The organism is Georgenia sp. (assembly GCF_054605595.1).
Genome location: NZ_JBTSDU010000067.1, coordinates 1 through 15,921 on the forward strand (window position 1 = coordinate 1; position 15,921 = coordinate 15,921).

General features: G+C 70.3%; 25 protein-coding genes. All 25 read left to right on the plus strand.

The window, feature by feature from the left end; genetic code table 11:
- Positions 1–696 precede the first annotated feature (696 nt).
- Entirely contained in the window at positions 697–1,005 is a 309-nt protein-coding gene (gene rpsJ, locus ACYC1Z_RS09095; protein ID WP_006502853.1) for a 30S ribosomal protein S10, read from the plus strand.
- A 10-nt stretch (positions 1,006–1,015) separates the two neighbouring features.
- The gene (gene rplC, locus ACYC1Z_RS09100) at positions 1,016–1,684 is read left to right on the plus strand and encodes a 50S ribosomal protein L3 (protein ID WP_461409207.1); all 669 of its coding nucleotides are present in this window, start codon (positions 1,016–1,018) and stop codon (positions 1,682–1,684) included.
- A 5-nt stretch (positions 1,685–1,689) separates the two neighbouring features.
- On the plus strand, positions 1,690–2,352 hold the full coding sequence (rplD, locus tag ACYC1Z_RS09105) for a 50S ribosomal protein L4 (RefSeq protein WP_461409208.1): 663 nt from the start codon (positions 1,690–1,692) through the stop codon (positions 2,350–2,352).
- Positions 2,349–2,654 (plus strand): 50S ribosomal protein L23, encoded by a 306-nt coding sequence (gene rplW, locus ACYC1Z_RS09110; RefSeq protein ID WP_461409209.1) that lies wholly within the window; start codon positions 2,349–2,351, stop codon positions 2,652–2,654. Before rplD ends, rplW begins: the two co-directional genes overlap by 4 nt.
- Positions 2,655–2,690: 36 nt before the next feature.
- Complete coding sequence (gene rplB, locus ACYC1Z_RS09115) at positions 2,691–3,527, plus strand: 50S ribosomal protein L2 (protein ID WP_461409210.1); 837 nt, start codon at positions 2,691–2,693, stop codon at positions 3,525–3,527.
- Positions 3,528–3,545: 18 nt separating this feature from the next.
- Positions 3,546–3,827 carry a 30S ribosomal protein S19 gene (gene rpsS / locus ACYC1Z_RS09120; RefSeq protein ID WP_461409211.1) on the plus strand — a complete coding sequence of 94 codons (282 nt, stop codon included), beginning with the start codon at positions 3,546–3,548 and terminating at the stop codon, positions 3,825–3,827.
- Between the two features lie 44 nt (positions 3,828–3,871).
- The gene (gene rplV / locus ACYC1Z_RS09125; protein WP_461409212.1) at positions 3,872–4,270 is read left to right on the plus strand and encodes a 50S ribosomal protein L22; all 399 of its coding nucleotides are present in this window, start codon (positions 3,872–3,874) and stop codon (positions 4,268–4,270) included.
- Positions 4,270–5,091 (plus strand): 30S ribosomal protein S3, encoded by an 822-nt coding sequence (gene rpsC / locus ACYC1Z_RS09130; RefSeq protein WP_461409213.1) that lies wholly within the window; start codon positions 4,270–4,272, stop codon positions 5,089–5,091. Before rplV ends, rpsC begins: the two co-directional genes overlap by 1 nt.
- A gap of 3 nt (positions 5,092–5,094) precedes the next feature.
- Positions 5,095–5,514, plus strand: coding sequence for a 50S ribosomal protein L16 (gene rplP / locus ACYC1Z_RS09135; protein WP_461409214.1), 420 nt, complete (start codon positions 5,095–5,097; stop codon positions 5,512–5,514).
- On the plus strand, positions 5,514–5,753 hold the full coding sequence (rpmC, locus tag ACYC1Z_RS09140; protein ID WP_461409215.1) for a 50S ribosomal protein L29: 240 nt from the start codon (positions 5,514–5,516) through the stop codon (positions 5,751–5,753). The genes rplP and rpmC overlap by 1 nt, the downstream gene beginning before the upstream one ends.
- Positions 5,754–5,764: 11 nt before the next feature.
- Positions 5,765–6,058 (plus strand): 30S ribosomal protein S17, encoded by a 294-nt coding sequence (rpsQ, locus tag ACYC1Z_RS09145; RefSeq protein WP_461409216.1) that lies wholly within the window; start codon positions 5,765–5,767, stop codon positions 6,056–6,058.
- Positions 6,059–6,146: 88 nt separating this feature from the next.
- Complete coding sequence (gene rplN / locus ACYC1Z_RS09150) at positions 6,147–6,515, plus strand: 50S ribosomal protein L14 (protein ID WP_461409217.1); 369 nt, start codon at positions 6,147–6,149, stop codon at positions 6,513–6,515.
- A gap of 1 nt (position 6,516) precedes the next feature.
- A complete protein-coding gene (gene rplX / locus ACYC1Z_RS09155; protein WP_461409218.1) occupies positions 6,517–6,858 on the plus strand; it encodes a 50S ribosomal protein L24 in 342 nt (113 codons plus the stop codon).
- A gap of 2 nt (positions 6,859–6,860) precedes the next feature.
- Entirely contained in the window at positions 6,861–7,427 is a 567-nt protein-coding gene (gene rplE, locus ACYC1Z_RS09160) for a 50S ribosomal protein L5 (protein ID WP_461409219.1), read from the plus strand.
- 1 nt (position 7,428) lies between these two features.
- Positions 7,429–7,614 carry a type Z 30S ribosomal protein S14 gene (locus ACYC1Z_RS09165; protein WP_461409220.1) on the plus strand — a complete coding sequence of 62 codons (186 nt, stop codon included), beginning with the start codon at positions 7,429–7,431 and terminating at the stop codon, positions 7,612–7,614.
- A 54-nt stretch (positions 7,615–7,668) separates the two neighbouring features.
- Positions 7,669–8,067 (plus strand): 30S ribosomal protein S8, encoded by a 399-nt coding sequence (rpsH, locus tag ACYC1Z_RS09170; protein ID WP_461409221.1) that lies wholly within the window; start codon positions 7,669–7,671, stop codon positions 8,065–8,067.
- A gap of 21 nt (positions 8,068–8,088) precedes the next feature.
- The gene (gene rplF, locus ACYC1Z_RS09175; RefSeq protein WP_461409222.1) at positions 8,089–8,625 is read left to right on the plus strand and encodes a 50S ribosomal protein L6; all 537 of its coding nucleotides are present in this window, start codon (positions 8,089–8,091) and stop codon (positions 8,623–8,625) included.
- Positions 8,626–8,627: 2 nt separating this feature from the next.
- Positions 8,628–8,999: a 50S ribosomal protein L18 gene (gene rplR, locus ACYC1Z_RS09180; protein WP_461409223.1), complete on the plus strand. Its 372-nt coding sequence runs from the start codon at positions 8,628–8,630 to the stop codon at positions 8,997–8,999.
- A 34-nt stretch (positions 9,000–9,033) separates the two neighbouring features.
- Positions 9,034–9,720 (plus strand): 30S ribosomal protein S5, encoded by a 687-nt coding sequence (gene rpsE / locus ACYC1Z_RS09185; protein WP_461409224.1) that lies wholly within the window; start codon positions 9,034–9,036, stop codon positions 9,718–9,720.
- Positions 9,720–9,902, plus strand: a complete 183-nt coding sequence (gene rpmD, locus ACYC1Z_RS09190) for a 50S ribosomal protein L30 (RefSeq protein WP_461409225.1) — start codon at positions 9,720–9,722, stop codon at positions 9,900–9,902. Before rpsE ends, rpmD begins: the two co-directional genes overlap by 1 nt.
- 2 nt (positions 9,903–9,904) lie before the next feature.
- Entirely contained in the window at positions 9,905–10,390 is a 486-nt protein-coding gene (gene rplO, locus ACYC1Z_RS09195) for a 50S ribosomal protein L15 (protein WP_461409226.1), read from the plus strand.
- Between the two features lie 158 nt (positions 10,391–10,548).
- Positions 10,549–11,838 carry a preprotein translocase subunit SecY gene (gene secY / locus ACYC1Z_RS09200; protein ID WP_461409227.1) on the plus strand — a complete coding sequence of 430 codons (1,290 nt, stop codon included), beginning with the start codon at positions 10,549–10,551 and terminating at the stop codon, positions 11,836–11,838.
- A complete protein-coding gene (locus ACYC1Z_RS09205; RefSeq protein WP_461409228.1) occupies positions 11,835–12,413 on the plus strand; it encodes an adenylate kinase in 579 nt (192 codons plus the stop codon). Before secY ends, ACYC1Z_RS09205 begins: the two co-directional genes overlap by 4 nt.
- Positions 12,414–12,434: 21 nt before the next feature.
- Positions 12,435–13,256, plus strand: coding sequence for a type I methionyl aminopeptidase (gene map, locus ACYC1Z_RS09210; RefSeq protein WP_461409229.1), 822 nt, complete (start codon positions 12,435–12,437; stop codon positions 13,254–13,256).
- Between the two features lie 437 nt (positions 13,257–13,693).
- Positions 13,694–15,921: MalT transcriptional regulator family protein (locus tag ACYC1Z_RS09215; protein WP_461409230.1), on the plus strand; the 2,228-nt coding region annotated here is incomplete at its 3' end.

Here is a 15,921-nt window from a genome sequence, read left to right on the forward strand (position 1 = left end):
GCCCGGTGGAGCCTGGGGGAACGCGGCGCCCGGTGGGCCTGGGGGAACGCGGCGCCCGGTGGAGCCTGGGGGAACGCGGCGCCCGGTGGGCCTGGGGGAACGCGGCGCCCGGTGGGCCTGGGGGAACGCGGCGCCCGGTGGGCCTGGGGGAACGCGGCGTTTTCGTGAGGGCCGCGGTCGAGTGTGACGCTTGGGACCTTATCCGGGTAGCTATGACGTCCTAACTGACGCACTCGGCGTGGGGCTCTCCCGCCCGGGCCTCAAGCGTGTGCGGGGCCGCGACGCGGCGCCTGGTGGGCGGGTGTGTGGGGCTGCACCACCTGCTGCGCGGGGCGGCGTCCGTGCGGAGGCTCACAGGGCGGATGCGGGCCCCGGGGTTCGCGCACGGCCGGCCGGCTGGTAACGTGGCCGGGCCGGCGCGCGCGAGCGTGCCTGCCGGAGCGTGACGGGCGTCTCACCACGAGATGTCGGTCCGGATTGGTCAAGGTGCCGGTCGCTCTGGCAGAATAGCCCGGTTGCCTGGGGTAAGGCCTCAGGTGTCACGACTGCTGGACCGAGCGCCACCGCACGGTCCCACAAAGCATCACAACGACCTGCCCCGTGCCGGGGTCCCCGATCGGATTGTGTCGCCGAACGCGACACGCCCGAGTGCGGGGGTCGGTACAGGTAGCGGTACGAGAGAGGTTAGACGACGCCATGGCGGGACAGAAGATCCGCATCCGGCTCAAGTCCTACGACCACGAGGTCATCGACAGCTCGGCGCGCAAGATCGTCGACACGGTGACCCGCGCTGGTGCGACGGTCGTGGGCCCGGTGCCGCTGCCGACGGAGAAGAACGTCTTCGTCGTCATCCGTTCACCCCACAAGTACAAGGACAGCCGCGAGCACTTCGAGATGCGCACGCACAAGCGGCTCATCGACATCGTCGACCCGACGCCCAAGGCCGTCGACTCGCTCATGCGACTCGACCTGCCGGCCGACGTCAACATCGAGATCAAGCTCTGAGGATCCTGTAATGACAACGACTTCCCAGCAGGCTGCTGGCACCGCCGTCAAGGCGCTGCTCGGCACGAAGCTCGGCATGACCCAGGTGTGGGACGAGTCCGGGCGCCTCGTACCCGTGACCGTCGTCAAGGTGGGCACGAACGTGGTGACGCAGGTGCGCACCCCGGAGACGGACGGCTACGCCGCCGTCCAGCTCGCGTTCGGCGAGATCGACCCGCGCAAGGTGACCCAGCCGCTCAAGGGCCACTTCGGCAAGGCCGGGGTCACCCCCCGCCGCCACGTGGCCGAGATCCGCACCGGCGACGCCGGCGCGTACACGCTCGGCCAGGAGCTCACCGCGGCGGTGTTCGCGACGGGCCAGACGGTCGACGTCAGCGGCACCACCAAGGGCAAGGGCTTCGCAGGTGTCATGAAGCGCCACGGCTTCGCCGGCGTCTCCGCCTCGCACGGTTCGCACCGCAACCACCGCAAGCCGGGATCCATCGGCGGCGCGTCGACCCCGAGCCGCGTGTTCAAGGGCCTGCGCATGGCCGGCCGCATGGGCAACGACCGCCAGACCACCCAGAACCTCACGATCCAGGCCGTCGACGCCGAGCAGGGCATCCTCCTCGTCGCCGGCGCCGTGCCCGGCCCCAAGGGCGGCATCGTTGTGGTCCGTAACGCTGCGAAGGGAGCGTGAGCGCCATGACCGAGCAGAACGCTGTCTCCGTCGACGTGCTGGACGCCGCAGGCAACAAGGCCGGCTCCGCCGAGCTGCCCGCCGAGGTGTTCGACGTCCAGGCGAACGTCCCGCTGATCCACCAGGTCGTCGTGGCCCAGCTCGCCGCGGCGCGCCAGGGCACGGCCTCCACCAAAACCCGCGGCGAGGTCCGCGGTGGTGGACGCAAGCCCTACAAGCAGAAGGGCACCGGCCGCGCCCGCCAGGGCTCGACCCGCGCGCCGCAGTTCGCCGGCGGTGGCGTCGTCCACGGCCCGCAGCCGCGTGACTACAGCCAGCGCACCCCCAAGAAGATGAAGGCCGCCGCCCTGCGCGGTGCCTTGTCCGACCGGGCCCGTGCGGGCCGCGTGCACGTCGTCTCCGAGCTCGTCGACGCCGGGGCCGAGCGACTCACGGCGACGGCGGTCAAGGCGCTGCGCAACATCGTCGCCGATCGCACCGCGCTCGTCGTCGTCACGCGCACCGAGGAGACCACGGTCCTGGCGCTGCGTAACGTGCCGGCCGTGCACCTGATCTGGGCCGACCAGCTCAACACCTACGACGTCCTGGTCAACGACGACGTCGTGTTCACTTCCGGTGCGCTCGAGGCCTTCCTCGGCGGCCCGCAGGTCGAGGAGGAGTCCAAGTGAGCCTCGAGGCAGGTAAGAACCCCCGCGACGTCATCCTCAAGCCGATCGTCTCCGAGAAGAGCTACGGCCTGATGGACGAGGGCAAGTACACCTTCGAGGTGGACCCCCGCTCGAACAAGACCGAGATCAAGGTCGCGATCGAGAAGATCTTCGACGTCAAGGTCTCCTCGGTGAACACGGCCAACCGTCAGGGCAAGAGCCGCCGGACCAAGTTCGGACTGGGCAAGCGCAAGGACACCAAGCGCGCGATCGTCACGCTGCGCGAGGGCACCATCGACATCTTTGGCGAGGTGGCCGGCTGACGCCGGCCTGCCAGAGAAGATTGAGGATCGACACCCATGGGCATCCGTAAGTACAAGCCGACGACACCGGGCCGACGCGGTTCGAGCGTGGCCGACTTCGTCGAGATCACCCGGACCGAGCCGGAGAAGTCGCTGGTCCGTCCGCTCACCAAGTCCGGTGGCCGCAACTCCACCGGACGGATCACCACCCGGCACAAGGGCGGTGGCCACAAGCGCGCGTACCGCGTGATCGACTTCCGTCGTCACGACAAGGACGGTGTGCCGGCGAAGGTCGCACACATCGAGTACGACCCGAACCGCACGGCACGCATCGCGCTCCTGCACTACGCCGACGGCGAGAAGCGCTACATCATCGCGCCGAACAAGCTCAAGCAGGGCGACCGCATCGAGAACGGTGCCGACGCCGACATCAAGCCCGGCAACAACCTGCCGCTGCGTAACATCCCGGTCGGTACCGTCATCCACGCCGTCGAGCTCAAGCCCGGCGGCGGCGCGAAGATCGCGCGCTCGGCCGGTTCCTCGGTCCAGCTCGTGGCCCGAGAGGGCAAGTCCGCGCAGCTGCGGATGCCGTCCGGCGAGATCCGCAACGTCGATGCCCGCTGCCGTGCGAGCATCGGTGAGGTCGGCAACGCGGAGCAGTCCAACATCAACTGGGGCAAGGCGGGCCGCATGCGGTGGAAGGGCAAGCGCCCGTCCGTGCGTGGCGTCGTCATGAACCCGGTCGACCACCCGCACGGTGGTGGCGAGGGCAAGACTTCCGGTGGTCGTCACCCGGTCAGCCCGTGGGGCCAGCCCGAGGGTCGTACCCGCCGTCCGAACAAGCCGAGCGACAAGCTCATCGTGCGCCGTCGCCGTACCGGCAAGAAGCGCTGATAGGGAGAGGGCGACGACATGCCGCGCAGTCTGAAGAAGGGTCCCTTCGTCGACGACCACCTGCAGAAGAAGGTGGACGCCGCCAACGAGACGGGCTCGAAGAACGTCATCAAGACCTGGTCCCGCCGGTCCGTGATCACCCCTGAGTTCCTGGGGCACACGTTCGCGGTCCACGACGGACGCAAGCACGTCCCGGTCTTCGTCACCGAGTCGATGGTCGGCCACAAGCTCGGGGAGTTCGCCCCGACCCGCACCTACCGCGGGCACGACAAGGACGACCGCAAGGCCCGCCGCCGCTGAGGCGGCCGGTCACCCGAGCCAACACCGACAAGTAAGGCAGGAACATGGAAGCCAAGGCGCAGGCGCGATTCGTGCGCGTCACGCCCCAGAAGGCACGCCGTGTCGTGGACGTCGTCCGCGGCAAGCGTGCCGAGGAGGCAGTGGCGGTGCTGCGGTTCGCCCCGCAGGCTGCGGCCGAGACCGTGCGCAAGGTCGTCGAGAGCGCGATCGCCAATGCGCGGGTCAAGGCCGACGAGGCCAGCGAGGCCTTCGACGAGCGCAAGCTCGTGGTTCTCGAGGCGTACGTGGACGAGGGACCCACCCTGAAGCGGTTCCGGCCGCGCGCCCAGGGGCGGGCCAGCCAGATCCTCAAGCGCACCAGCCACATCACCGTCATCGTCGGTGAGGCTGAGTCCAAGGGTGCGGCCACCACGGCCGCCGGCACGAAGGGGAGGACTCGATAGTGGGTCAGAAGGTTAACCCGACCGGGTTCCGACTCGGTATCACCACAGACCACCGTTCGCGCTGGTTCGCCGACAGCACCAAGGTCGGCCAGCGGTACCGCGACTACGTGCGCGAGGACGTGGCGATCCGTCGCCTCATGTCCGCCGGGCTCGAGCGCGCCGGCATCTCCAAGGTCGACATCGAGCGCACGCGTGACCGTGTTCGTGTCGACCTGCACACCGCGCGTCCGGGCATCGTCATCGGCCGCCGCGGCGCCGAGGCCGACCGGCTGCGCGGGGAGCTGGAGAAGCTCACGGGCAAGCAGGTGCAGCTGAACATCCTCGAGGTCAAGAACCCCGAGATGGACGCGCAGCTGGTGGCCCAGGGCGTCGCCGAGCAGCTCGCGAGCCGTGTCTCGTTCCGCCGCGCCATGCGCAAGGGCATGCAGTCCGCCCAGCGCGCCGGTGCCAAGGGCATCCGGGTGCAGTGCTCCGGCCGACTCGGCGGCGCGGAGATGTCGCGCTCGGAGTTCTACCGCGAGGGGCGCGTGCCGCTGCACACGCTTCGCGCGAACATCGACTACGGGTTCTTCGAGGCCCGCACCACCTTCGGCCGCATCGGCGTGAAGGTGTGGATCTACAAGGGTGACCAGACCGAGAAGGAGTACGCCCGCGAGCAGGCCGACTCCGCCAACCGCGCCCCGCGCGGCCGCACCGGGGAGCGCCGTGGCGCTCCTCGCCGTGACGGCCCCGGCCGCGGGGGCGAGGCCCGCACGGACGCTCCGGCAGCGGCGGCTCCGGCCGCCGCGGCCGACTCGGCCGCCACCGGAACGGAGGCCTGAGCCGTGCTCATCCCCCGGCGGACCAAGCACCGCAAGCAGCACCACCCCACCCGTCGCGGCGTCGCCAAGGGCGGCACCTCGATCTCGTTCGGCGAGTTCGGCATCCAGGCGCTCGAGAGCGCCTATGTGACGAACCGCCAGATCGAGGCGGCCCGTATCGCCATGACGCGGCACATCAAGCGTGGCGGCAAGGTGTGGATCAACATCTTCCCCGACCGTCCGCTCACCAAGAAGCCCGCCGAGACCCGCATGGGTTCCGGCAAGGGCTCGCCCGAGTGGTGGATCGCCAACGTCAAGCCCGGTCGCATCATGTTCGAGCTGGGCGGCGTCGACGAGACCCTCGCACGCGAGGCCATGAGCCGCGCGCAGCACAAGCTCCCCATGAAGACCCGGTTCGTCGCACGCGAAGGTGGTGAAGGCTGATGGCCATCGGAACCAAGGGACTGGCACCTCAGGACCTGGACGGCATGGACGACGACCGACTGTCCGAGGAGCTGGACAAGGCCAAGGCGGAGCTGTTCAACCTGCGGTTCTCCGCAGCGACCGGCCAGCTCGACGACCACGGGCGTCTCAAGGCCGTGCGCCGCGACATCGCCCGCATCTACACGATCGTGCGCGAGCGCGAGCTCGGTATCCGCACGGCGCCGAGCACCGAGAAGTGAACGGGGCCGAAGTGAGCGAGAACACGACGCCGGACATCACGTCCGAGGAGAACGTCCGCACCCACCGCAAGTCGCGCCGCGGCTACGTGGTCAGCGACAAGATGGACAAGACCGTGGTGGTCGAGGTCGAGAACCGCGTCAAGCACGCGGTCTACAGCAAGGTCATCCGACGCACCGAGCGCGTCAAGGCGCACGACGAGACCAACGAGGTCGGCGTCGGTGACCTGGTCGTGATCATGGAGACCCGCCCGTTGTCCGCCACCAAGCGGTACCGCGTGGTGGAGATCCTCGAGAAGGCCAAGTAAGCGACGACCGCGAGGTCGGCCAAGCCCACCATCCGTTCGGCCAGGCTCGCCCTCGGCGAGAACCGGCACGACGACAGGAGAAATACGAATGATCCAGCAGGAGTCGCGGCTGAAGGTCGCCGACAACACCGGTGCGAAGGAGATCCTCTGCATCCGTGTGCTCGGTGGCTCCGGCCGGCGCTATGCCGGCATCGGCGACACCATCGTCGCCACCGTGAAGGCCGCCATCCCCGGCGGCAACGTCAAGAAGGGGGACGTCGTCAAGGCGGTCGTGGTTCGTACGACCAAGGAACGGCGTCGCCCGGACGGCTCGTACATCAAGTTCGACGAGAACGCGGCCGTCATCCTTAAGGCCGACGGCGAGCCCCGCGGTACCCGCATCTTCGGCCCGGTGGGCCGCGAGCTGCGTGACAAGAAGTTCATGCGCATCATTTCTCTGGCGCCGGAGGTGCTCTGACGTGGCGAAGATCAAGAAGGGCGACCTCGTGGTCGTCGTCACCGGCCGTGACAAGGGCAAGGAGGGTCGCGTCCTCGAGGTCCTCGTGGAGCAGGACCGCCTGGTCGTCGAGGGTGTCCAGCGCGTGAAGAAGCACACCAAGGTCGGCCAGTCCAGCCGCGGTGCGCGCACGGGTGGCATCGAGACCATCGAGGCCCCCATCCACGTCAGCAACGTGATGCTGGTCGACCCGGAGACCAAGAAGGGCACCCGGGTGGGCTACCGCACCGAGCAGGTCGAGCGCGACGGGCGCAGCCGCAACGTGCGGGTCCGCGTCGCGAAGCGCTCCGGTAAGGACATCTGAGCATGAGCGAGACCATCACCCCCATCGCGCCCCGCCTCAAGCAGCGCTACCGCGACGAGATCGTCCCCGGGCTCCGCGAGGAGTTCGCGCACGAGAACATCAACCAGGTCGCCGGTCTGACGAAGATCGTCGTCAACATGGGTGTCGGGGACGCCGCGCGCGACTCCAAGCTCATCGAGGGCGCCATCCGCGACCTCAGCCTCATCACCGGGCAGAAGCCGCAGGCGACCAAGGCCCGTAAGTCCATCGCGCAGTTCAAGCTGCGTGAGGGGCAGCTGATCGGCGCGCACGTCACGTTGCGCGGTGACCGCATGTGGGAGTTCCTGGACCGGCTGCTGTCCCTGGCGCTGCCGCGCATCCGCGACTTCCGCGGGCTCAGTGCCAAGCAGTTCGACGGGCACGGCAACTACACCTTCGGCCTCAACGAGCAGTCCATGTTCCACGAGATCGACCAGGACAAGATCGACCGCGTGCGCGGCATGGACATCACGGTCGTCACCTCGGCCACAACCGACGAAGAGGGGCGGTCGCTGCTGCGCCGCCTGGGCTTCCCTTTCCAGGAGGACTGAGATGGCCAAGACCGCCCTGATCCAGAAGGCCAACCGCAAGCCGAAGTTCGCCGTGCGCGGGTACACGCGGTGCCAGAAGTGCGGGCGCCCGCACGCCGGGTACCGCAAGTTCGGCCTGTGCCGGATCTGCCTGCGTGAGATGGCCCTCGCCGGGGAGCTCCCCGGCGTCACCAAGTCCAGCTGGTAACACTGACGTCGCAGGTCCCGAGAGGAAACCGCGACGAGGAAGGGCCGACGCCCGATGACAATGACAGACCCCATCGCAGACATGCTCACGCGTCTGCGTAACGCCAACTCGGCGTACCACGAGACGGTGACCATGCCGTACTCCAAGCTCAAGGCCGCCATCGCGGAGATCCTCAAGTCCGAGGGTTACATCGGTGCGTGGACGGTCGAGGATGCCGAGGTGGGCAAGAAGCTCACGCTGGACCTCAAGTTCGGCCCGAACCGGGAGCGTTCGCTCGCGGGCGTGCGCCGGGTGTCCAAGCCCGGCCTGCGCGTCTACGCGAAGTCGACCAACCTGCCGCGCGTGCTCGGCGGTCTCGGCGTCGCGATCCTGTCCACGTCCTCCGGTCTGCTGACCGACCGTGAGGCCCACAACAAGGGCGTGGGTGGGGAAGTCCTCGCCTACGTCTGGTGACCAGGGAAACGGAGAAGAACGATGTCTCGAATCGGTAAGGTCCCGGTCCCGGTCCCCGCTGGCGTCGATGTCACCATCGACGGGCAGGACGTGACGGTCAAGGGCCCCAAGGGCACCCTCCAGCACTCGGTCAAGGCCCCCATCACGGTCGCGCTCGACGAGAGCACCATCGTGGTCAGCCGGCCGGACGAGGAGCGCGTCTCGCGCTCCCTGCACGGCCTGACCCGCACGCTCGTGGCCAACATGGTCATCGGCGTCACCGAGGGCTACACCAAGGCCCTCGAGATCGTCGGCACCGGTTACCGCGTGCAGGCCAAGGGTTCGGACCTCGAGTTCGCCCTCGGCTTCTCGCACCCGGTGCTCGTCAACGCCCCCGACGGCATCACGTTCGCCGTGGCGGGCCCCACGAAGTTCTCGGTCTCCGGCATCGACAAGCAGCAGGTCGGCGAGGTCGCGGCCAACATCCGCAAGATCCGCAAGCCCGAGCCCTACAAGGGCAAGGGTGTGCGTTACGCCGGCGAGCAGGTCCGCCGCAAGGCCGGAAAGGCTGGTAAGTAGCGATGGCTATCTCGATCAAGGGCAAGGGCAGGACGATCGCCCGGGCACGCCGTCACCTCCGGGTGCGCAAGCGCGTCTCCGGTACGGCCGAACGTCCCCGTCTCGTCGTCACCCGGTCCGCCCGGCACATGGTCGCCCAGGTCGTGGACGACACGACCGGACACACGCTCGTCGCCGCCTCGACGCTCGAGGCGGACCTGCGTGGCGCCGGCGGGGACAAGACCGCCAAGGCCCGCAAGGTCGGCGAGCTGATCGCCGAGCGCGCCAAGAGCGCCGGTGTCGAGGCCGTCGTCTTCGACCGTGGCGGCAACAAGTACCACGGACGGGTCGCGGCGGTGGCCGACGGCGCCCGCGAGGGTGGTCTGACCCTGTGACCAAGCAGAGCGTACGAGAGCAGAGGAACATCTGATGGCTGCACCGCAGCGAAGCAGGACCGGTACCGGTCCCGCCACCGGCTCGGGCGAGAACCGCGAGAGCGGCCGCGGACGAGGTCGTGGCGAGCGCCGTGACAGCCGGCGCGGGGCCGAGGAGAAGAGCCAGTACATCGAGCGCGTGGTCACGATCAACCGCGTCTCCAAGGTCGTCAAGGGTGGCCGTCGCTTCAGCTTCACCGCCCTGGTGGTCGTGGGTGACGGCGACGGCACCGTCGGCGTCGGTTACGGCAAGGCCAAGGAGGTCCCGGCAGCGATCGCCAAGGGCACCGAGGAGGCGAAGAAGAACTTCTTCCGCGTCCCGCGCATCGGCCGCACGATCCCGCACGCCGTGACGGGCGAGGCGGCCGCCGGAGTCGTGTTCCTGCGTCCGGCGTCGCCCGGTACCGGCGTCATCGCCGGTGGCCCGGTGCGTGCGGTCCTGGACTGTGCCGGCATCCACGACATCCTGAGCAAGTCGCTGGGTTCCTCCAACGCCATCAACATCGTCCACGGCACCGTGGCGGCGCTGAAGATGCTGGAGCACCCGGAGTCCGTGGCCGCCCGTCGCGGGCTCCCGCTGGAGCACGTGGCCCCGGCCTGGCTCCTGCGCGCTCGCGCCGAGGGTGAGTCCAAGGTCCGCGACGAGAAGGCGGCCGAGACCGCCGTCGGGGCAGGTGCGTGATGGCACAGCTCAGGGTGACCCAGACCAAGTCCGCCATCGGCGGCAAGCAGAACCAGCGTGAGACGCTGCGTACCCTCGGCCTGCGGAAGATCGGCCAGTCGGTCGTCCGCGAGGACAGGCCCGAGGTCCGCGGCATGATCACCACGGTGGCGCACCTCGTCACCGTCGAGGAGGTCGACTGACCATGGCCGAGGCCAAGAAGAACACCGACGAGGAGTCGGCACCCCGCACGCTGCGGGTGCACCACCTCCGTCCCGCCCCCGGGGCCAGGACCGCCAAGATCCGCGTGGGTCGTGGTGAGGGTGGCAAGCGGGGCAAGACCGCGGGTCGCGGTACCAAGGGCACCAAGGCCCGGTACCAGGTGCCGGCGCGTTTCGAGGGCGGGCAGATGCCGTTGCACATGCGGCTGCCCAAGCTGCGCGGGTTCAAGAACCCCGCACGCGTCGAGTTCCAGGTCGTGAACCTGGACAAGCTCACGGTGCTGTTCCCCGAGGGTGGCGCCGTCACCGTCGAGGACCTGGTGGCCAAGGGCGCCGTGCGCGCCGACCGGCCGGTCAAGGTGCTGGGTACCGGGGAGCTTGGCGTGCAGGTCCAGCTCAGCGTCGACGCGTGGTCCGCGTCGGCGAAGGAGAAGATCGAGGCAGCCGGCGGGACCGTCTCCGCCCGGTGAACCTGAGCGTGGGCGGCCCGGCCCCGGTCGGGCCGCCCACGCTGCCGTCGTCCCCGGAGGGGACCCACCGGGGCGCGACCACGGTAGTGTGAACGCGGCCCGGGCTCCCCCCCCGACGAGCCGCCCGCCGGCGGGGTCACAGATCAACAGGAGGAAGATTGCTCAGCGCATTCGCCCAGGCGTTCCGCACGCCTGACCTGCGGCGCAAGCTGCTCTTCACGTTGGGGATCATGGCGATCTTCCGGCTGGGGACGTTCATCCCGGCGCCCGGGGTGTCCTACGGCAACGTCCAGCAGTGCATCGCCCAGGGCGGCACGGCCGACCTCCTCGGGATGGTCAACCTGTTCAGCGGTGGGGCCCTGCTCCAGCTCTCCGTGTTCGCGCTGGGCATCATGCCGTACATCACGGCCAGCATCATCGTGCAACTCATGCGTGTGGTCATCCCGCGCTTCGAGGAGCTCCACAAGGAGGGCCAGGCCGGGCAGACCACGCTGACGCAGTACACCCGGTACCTCACGATCTTCCTCGCCGTGCTGCAGTCCTCGGTGATCGTCACGGTCGCCAACAACGGCCTGTTCCCCGGGTGCACGACGGCCCCCATCCCGAACGACTCACCCGGCTCGCTCCTCATCACGATCGTCGCCATGACCGCCGGCACCGGCCTGGTCATGTGGCTCGGGGAGATCATCAGCGAGCGCGGTGTCGGCAACGGCATGTCGCTGCTGATCTTCACGTCCATCGTGGCGAGCTTCCCCTCCTCGCTGTTCTCCGTGGCCGGCGGCAGCGGCGGCGTCGTCGACCTGCTCGTCATCGTCGCGATGCTCCTGCTCGTCACGCTCCTGGTGGTCTACGTGGAGCAGGCGCAGCGGCGCATCCCGGTCCAGTACGCCAAACGGATGGTCGGGCGGCGCATGTACGGCGGCTCGTCCACGTACATCCCGCTGAAGATCAACATGGCCGGCGTCATCCCGGTGATCTTCGCGTCCTCGCTGCTCGCGCTGCCTACCCTGGCCGCGCAGTTCGGGGACCAGACCACCGGCTGGGTACGGTGGATCACGGTCAATGTCGCCGACTCGACCGCGCCGCTGTACATCGCCATCTACGGCGCGCTGACGATGTTCTTCGTCTTCTTCTACACCTCGATCACGTTCGACCCCGACGAGGTCGCGGACAACATGAAGCGCTACGGCGGCTTCATCCCCGGGATCCGGGCCGGGCGGCCCACCGCCGAGTACCTCCAGTACGTCATGTCGCGGATCACCACCGTCGGTGCCATCTACCTGACCATCGTCGCGCTGGTGCCCACGATCATCTTCGCCCAGATGAACATCACCCAGCTGCAACTGGGCGGGACCTCGATCCTCATCGTCGTCGGCGTCGGCCTCCAGACGATCAAGGAGATCGACTCCCAGCTCCAGCAGCGCCACTACGAAGGGTTCTTGCGATGAGTGCACGTCTGGTCCTCCTCGGTCCTCCCGGAGCCGGCAAAGGCACCCAGGCCGCCCGGATCTCCGGCCGCCTGGGGGTCCCCGCCATCTCCACCGGCGACATCTTCCGCGCCAACGTGGCCGATCGGACCGAGCTGGGAAAGCGTGCTCAGCGGTACATGGACGCCGGCGAGTACGTGCCCGACGAGGTCACCAACGCGATGGTGCGCGACCGTCTCGCACAGCCCGACGCCGCCGCAGGTTTCCTGCTGGACGGCTACCCGCGCACCGCGGACCAGGTCGACGAGCTCGACGACATGCTGGCCGCGGCCGGCCTCGTGCGCGACGCCGGCGTCGAGCTCACCGCCGACACCGACGAGGTGGTGGCCCGCCTGCTCAAGCGGGCCGCGGAGCAGGGCCGCGCAGACGACACCGAGACCGTCATCCGGCGCCGCCTCGAGGTCTACGCCGAGCAGACCGCACCCTTGGCCACCCGTTACGCCGACCGCGGCCTCCTCGTCCAGGTCGACGGTATCGGTGCCCTCGACGACGTCACGACGCGGCTGCTCGACGCCCTCACCCCCCGCCTGGGCTGAGGCCCGGCGGGAGAGGCAGCCATGGGCCGCGAGAAGATCGAGTACAAGACTCCCGAGCAGATCCGGCGCATGCGCCGGTCCGGCCTGGTGGTCGCGCAGATCCACGACGCCCTCCGGGCCGCCGTCGCCCCCGGGGTCACCACCGGCGAGCTCGACGACATCGCCGCGGGAGTGCTCGGGGCGGCCGGGGCCCGGTCGAACTTCCTGGGCTACTACGGCTACCCCGCGCACGTGTGCATCTCGGTCAACGAGGTGATCGTGCACGGCATCCCGGGGGACCGGGTGATCCACGACGGCGACCTCGTCTCCTTCGACTGCGGCGCGGTGATCGACGGCTGGCACGGCGACGCGGCGTTCTCGGTCGTCGTCGGCGCCGGCAACGAGGAGGACCGACTCCTCGTGGAGACCACCGAACGGGCCATGTGGGCCGGGATCGCCGCGCTGGCCACCGGCAAGCACCTCGGCGCGGTGGGGGACGCCGTCGAGGGCGTCGTCGAGTCCGTCGCCGAGGCCGGTCTCGGCATCGTCGAGGAGTACGTCGGCCACGGCATCGGCACCGCCATGCACCAGCCGCCCGAGGTGCTCAACTACCGCACCCGCGACAAGGGTCCGCGCCTGCGACCGGGCATGTGCCTGTGCGTGGAGCCGATGCTCACCGCCGGGTCCCCCGAGAACCAGACCCTCGCCGACGAGTGGACCGTGGTCACGCTCGACGGCTCCCGCGCCGCCCACTTCGAGCACACGGTCGCCCTCGGCGCCGACGGACTCTGGGTCCTCACCGTGCCCGACGGCGGAGCCGCCGCGCTCGGCGCCCTCGGTGTGCCGGTCGCACCGCTGGACTGACCGGCCGCACGACCGCACGAGCCGCTGGACCGACCGGCCGCACGACCGCACGAGCCGCTGGGCCGACCGGCCGCACCACCGGGCGCACCACGGCGGGCCGCCCGCCTCACCCTTGCCTCACCCGGGGGGCGCCGCACCGCCGGATCCCACCGCCGCCGCCCACCCCGGGAGTCACCCGGGCCGTTCATCTCGCCGTCACCCGGCCCAGGTGACCCTGCAGGTCCCGCGGCTGGTTGCCTGGAGGGGTCGCGCCGGGTGCGCGACCCGTTCCTCCTGTGTCCCGCCCCCGTCGCAGGAGTCGTCGTGATGCCCCGAAATGAGGTCTTCGTTCCACCCTGCCACGTGGCGTCCGTGTCCTAGTGTGAGAAGCCATGAACCCGGCGGTGCCGGGAGATCCGGCGCCGTGCGGTCGACACAGCTGGGAGGCGGAGACGAGGATGGCGCATGTCTCCCCACCCGTCGTCACGACCCGGCCGCGCACCCCCAAGGACGTCGTGGTCGGCCCCGAACTGCTCGACCTCCTCTCGGCCGGGGCGCCCCTGACGGTGCTGCGGGGGCCCCGCGGCTACGGCAAGACCACACTCATCGGCGCCTGGCTCGACGCCCGCCCGCCCGAACGCTTCGCCTACCTCCGCCTCACCCACGCATGCAACGACCGCCTGGTCTTCTGGGAGGGCCTCGAGAGCGCACTGGCCGAGCACGGCGTCCTGGCCGCACGCACCGCCGAGGACCAGGACGACGACGCCCGCGCCCGGGTCCTCGGCGAGCTCGCCGTCCTCACCGGGCCGGTCACCATCGTCCTCGACGACTTCCACCACGCCGGACGGGACGAGGCCGCGGCGGAGATCGACGAGGAGCTCGTCGAGCTCGTCCGCCAGAACGATCGCCTCGACCTCGTCGTCGCCACCCGTGCGACCCGGGTCATCGAGACCACCGGGTCGCTCTCCATCGACGTCACGGTCGTCTCACCGGAGGAGCTGCGTCTGAGCGCGACGCAGGTGGTCGCGCTCGCGGAGCGGCTCGGGCACTCGCTGAGCCGGGGCCAGGCGGTCCTGCTCGCTGCGGGCTTCGGCGGGTGGCCCGCGGCGATCCGGGACCTGCTCGTCCGCTCGCACGGCGAGGGCGGCCACATCAACCTCGCGCTCGCCGACCAGTACATCGCCGCCATGGTGCGGGACCTGCGCCACGAGGCCGTGCGCTCGTTCATGCTCCGCACGGCGGTGCCCGAGGAGTTCGACGCCGACCTCGCGCAGCTGCTCGCGCCGGGGGAGAAGGTCCTGACGATCCTGGGCAACGTCCGCGCCGCCGGGCTGCTGCGCGAGGAGATCCAGGACGAGGGGCGGGTGTACTCCTACGCGCCGCTGGTCCGCCAGGCGCTGGTGCGCGTCCTGTCGGAGAGCCGGCCCGAGGACCTCCGCGAGGTCCACGCGACCCTCATGGAGTGGCACATCCACCAGGGCGACCACGTCCGGGCCATCATGCACGCGATCCACGCGCAGGAGTGGGCGCGCGTCGAGCAGCTCATGGAGGACCACTGGCCCCACCTCATCACGCAGGAGCCGTGGGAGCTCGTGGCCGCCGCGCAGCAGATCCCGGCCGAGGTCGCCGCGCAGCGGCCCCGGCTGCAGGTGGCACGTGAGGAGGTGGGGCCCGCGCTCCAGCCGCTCGAGGCGGACCTCGCGCTGCCGCTGTGGCCCACCGGCGACCTCCTGGGGCTCACCACGGAGATCAGCTCGGTCGGGGCGCGCGGCGCCACCGACGGCACGGCGCCGGCCCTGCTGCAGTGGGGCGTGGCGGCCATCCTCGCCGGCGACCTCACCACCGCCCTGTACGCCTTCGGCCGTGCCCGGGCGCGCGGGCAGCGCACGGGCGACGTCATCGGCGCGCTCCGGCCGGCCACCGTCGGGCTGGCCGTGACCCACGCGCTCCTCGGCGAGGTCGACATCGCACTGTCCTGGCTGGGTGACGAGGCGCTGCGCGGCACCGAGGCCGAGCCGCCCGGTCGCGACGGCCCCGACCTCATGGTCGCCGGCGTGCGGGTGACCCGCGCGATCGTCGCGCTCGAGACCCTCGCCGACGATCTGGCGGAGGTCGTCGCCGACCTCGGGGAACGGTCCCGGCGGGACGAGGTCTGGTCGCTCATGGTCCTGCTCAAGGCGAGCTGCGCGACCATGACGGAGGATGCCGCCGGCATCACGCGCTGGGCGGCCAACCTTCGTTCGGCCCGGCACTACCTGCCCCACGGGGGGCTGACCGAACTGCTCCTGCGGGTCGGTCTGGTCGAGACGCTCCTGGTCGGCGGCATGATGCCTGCTGCCCGGCAGGCGGCCGCCGACCTCCCGGCGCTGGCCGTCTCGACCCCGGTGCTCGCCCGGCTCGCGCTCGCCGAGGGGGACCCGGCGCGCGCCGTCGCCCTGGCCCGCTCGGTGCTGCCGCACCCGCGGCTGACCCAGCGCGCGGCGATGTACTGCCAGGTCGTGCTGGCCGCGGCCCACCACGTCCTCGGGGAGCGGCTCGCCGCCCGGCGCGCCTTCGACGAGGCGGTCGAGATCGCCAACGGTTCCGGCCTGCGCCGACCGTTGACGTCCATGCCGCTGCCGACCTTCCTCGCCCTGGCCGACGGCAACCCCGGCGTGCTCGCGCTGTGGCGGGGGCGGGGGGGGGG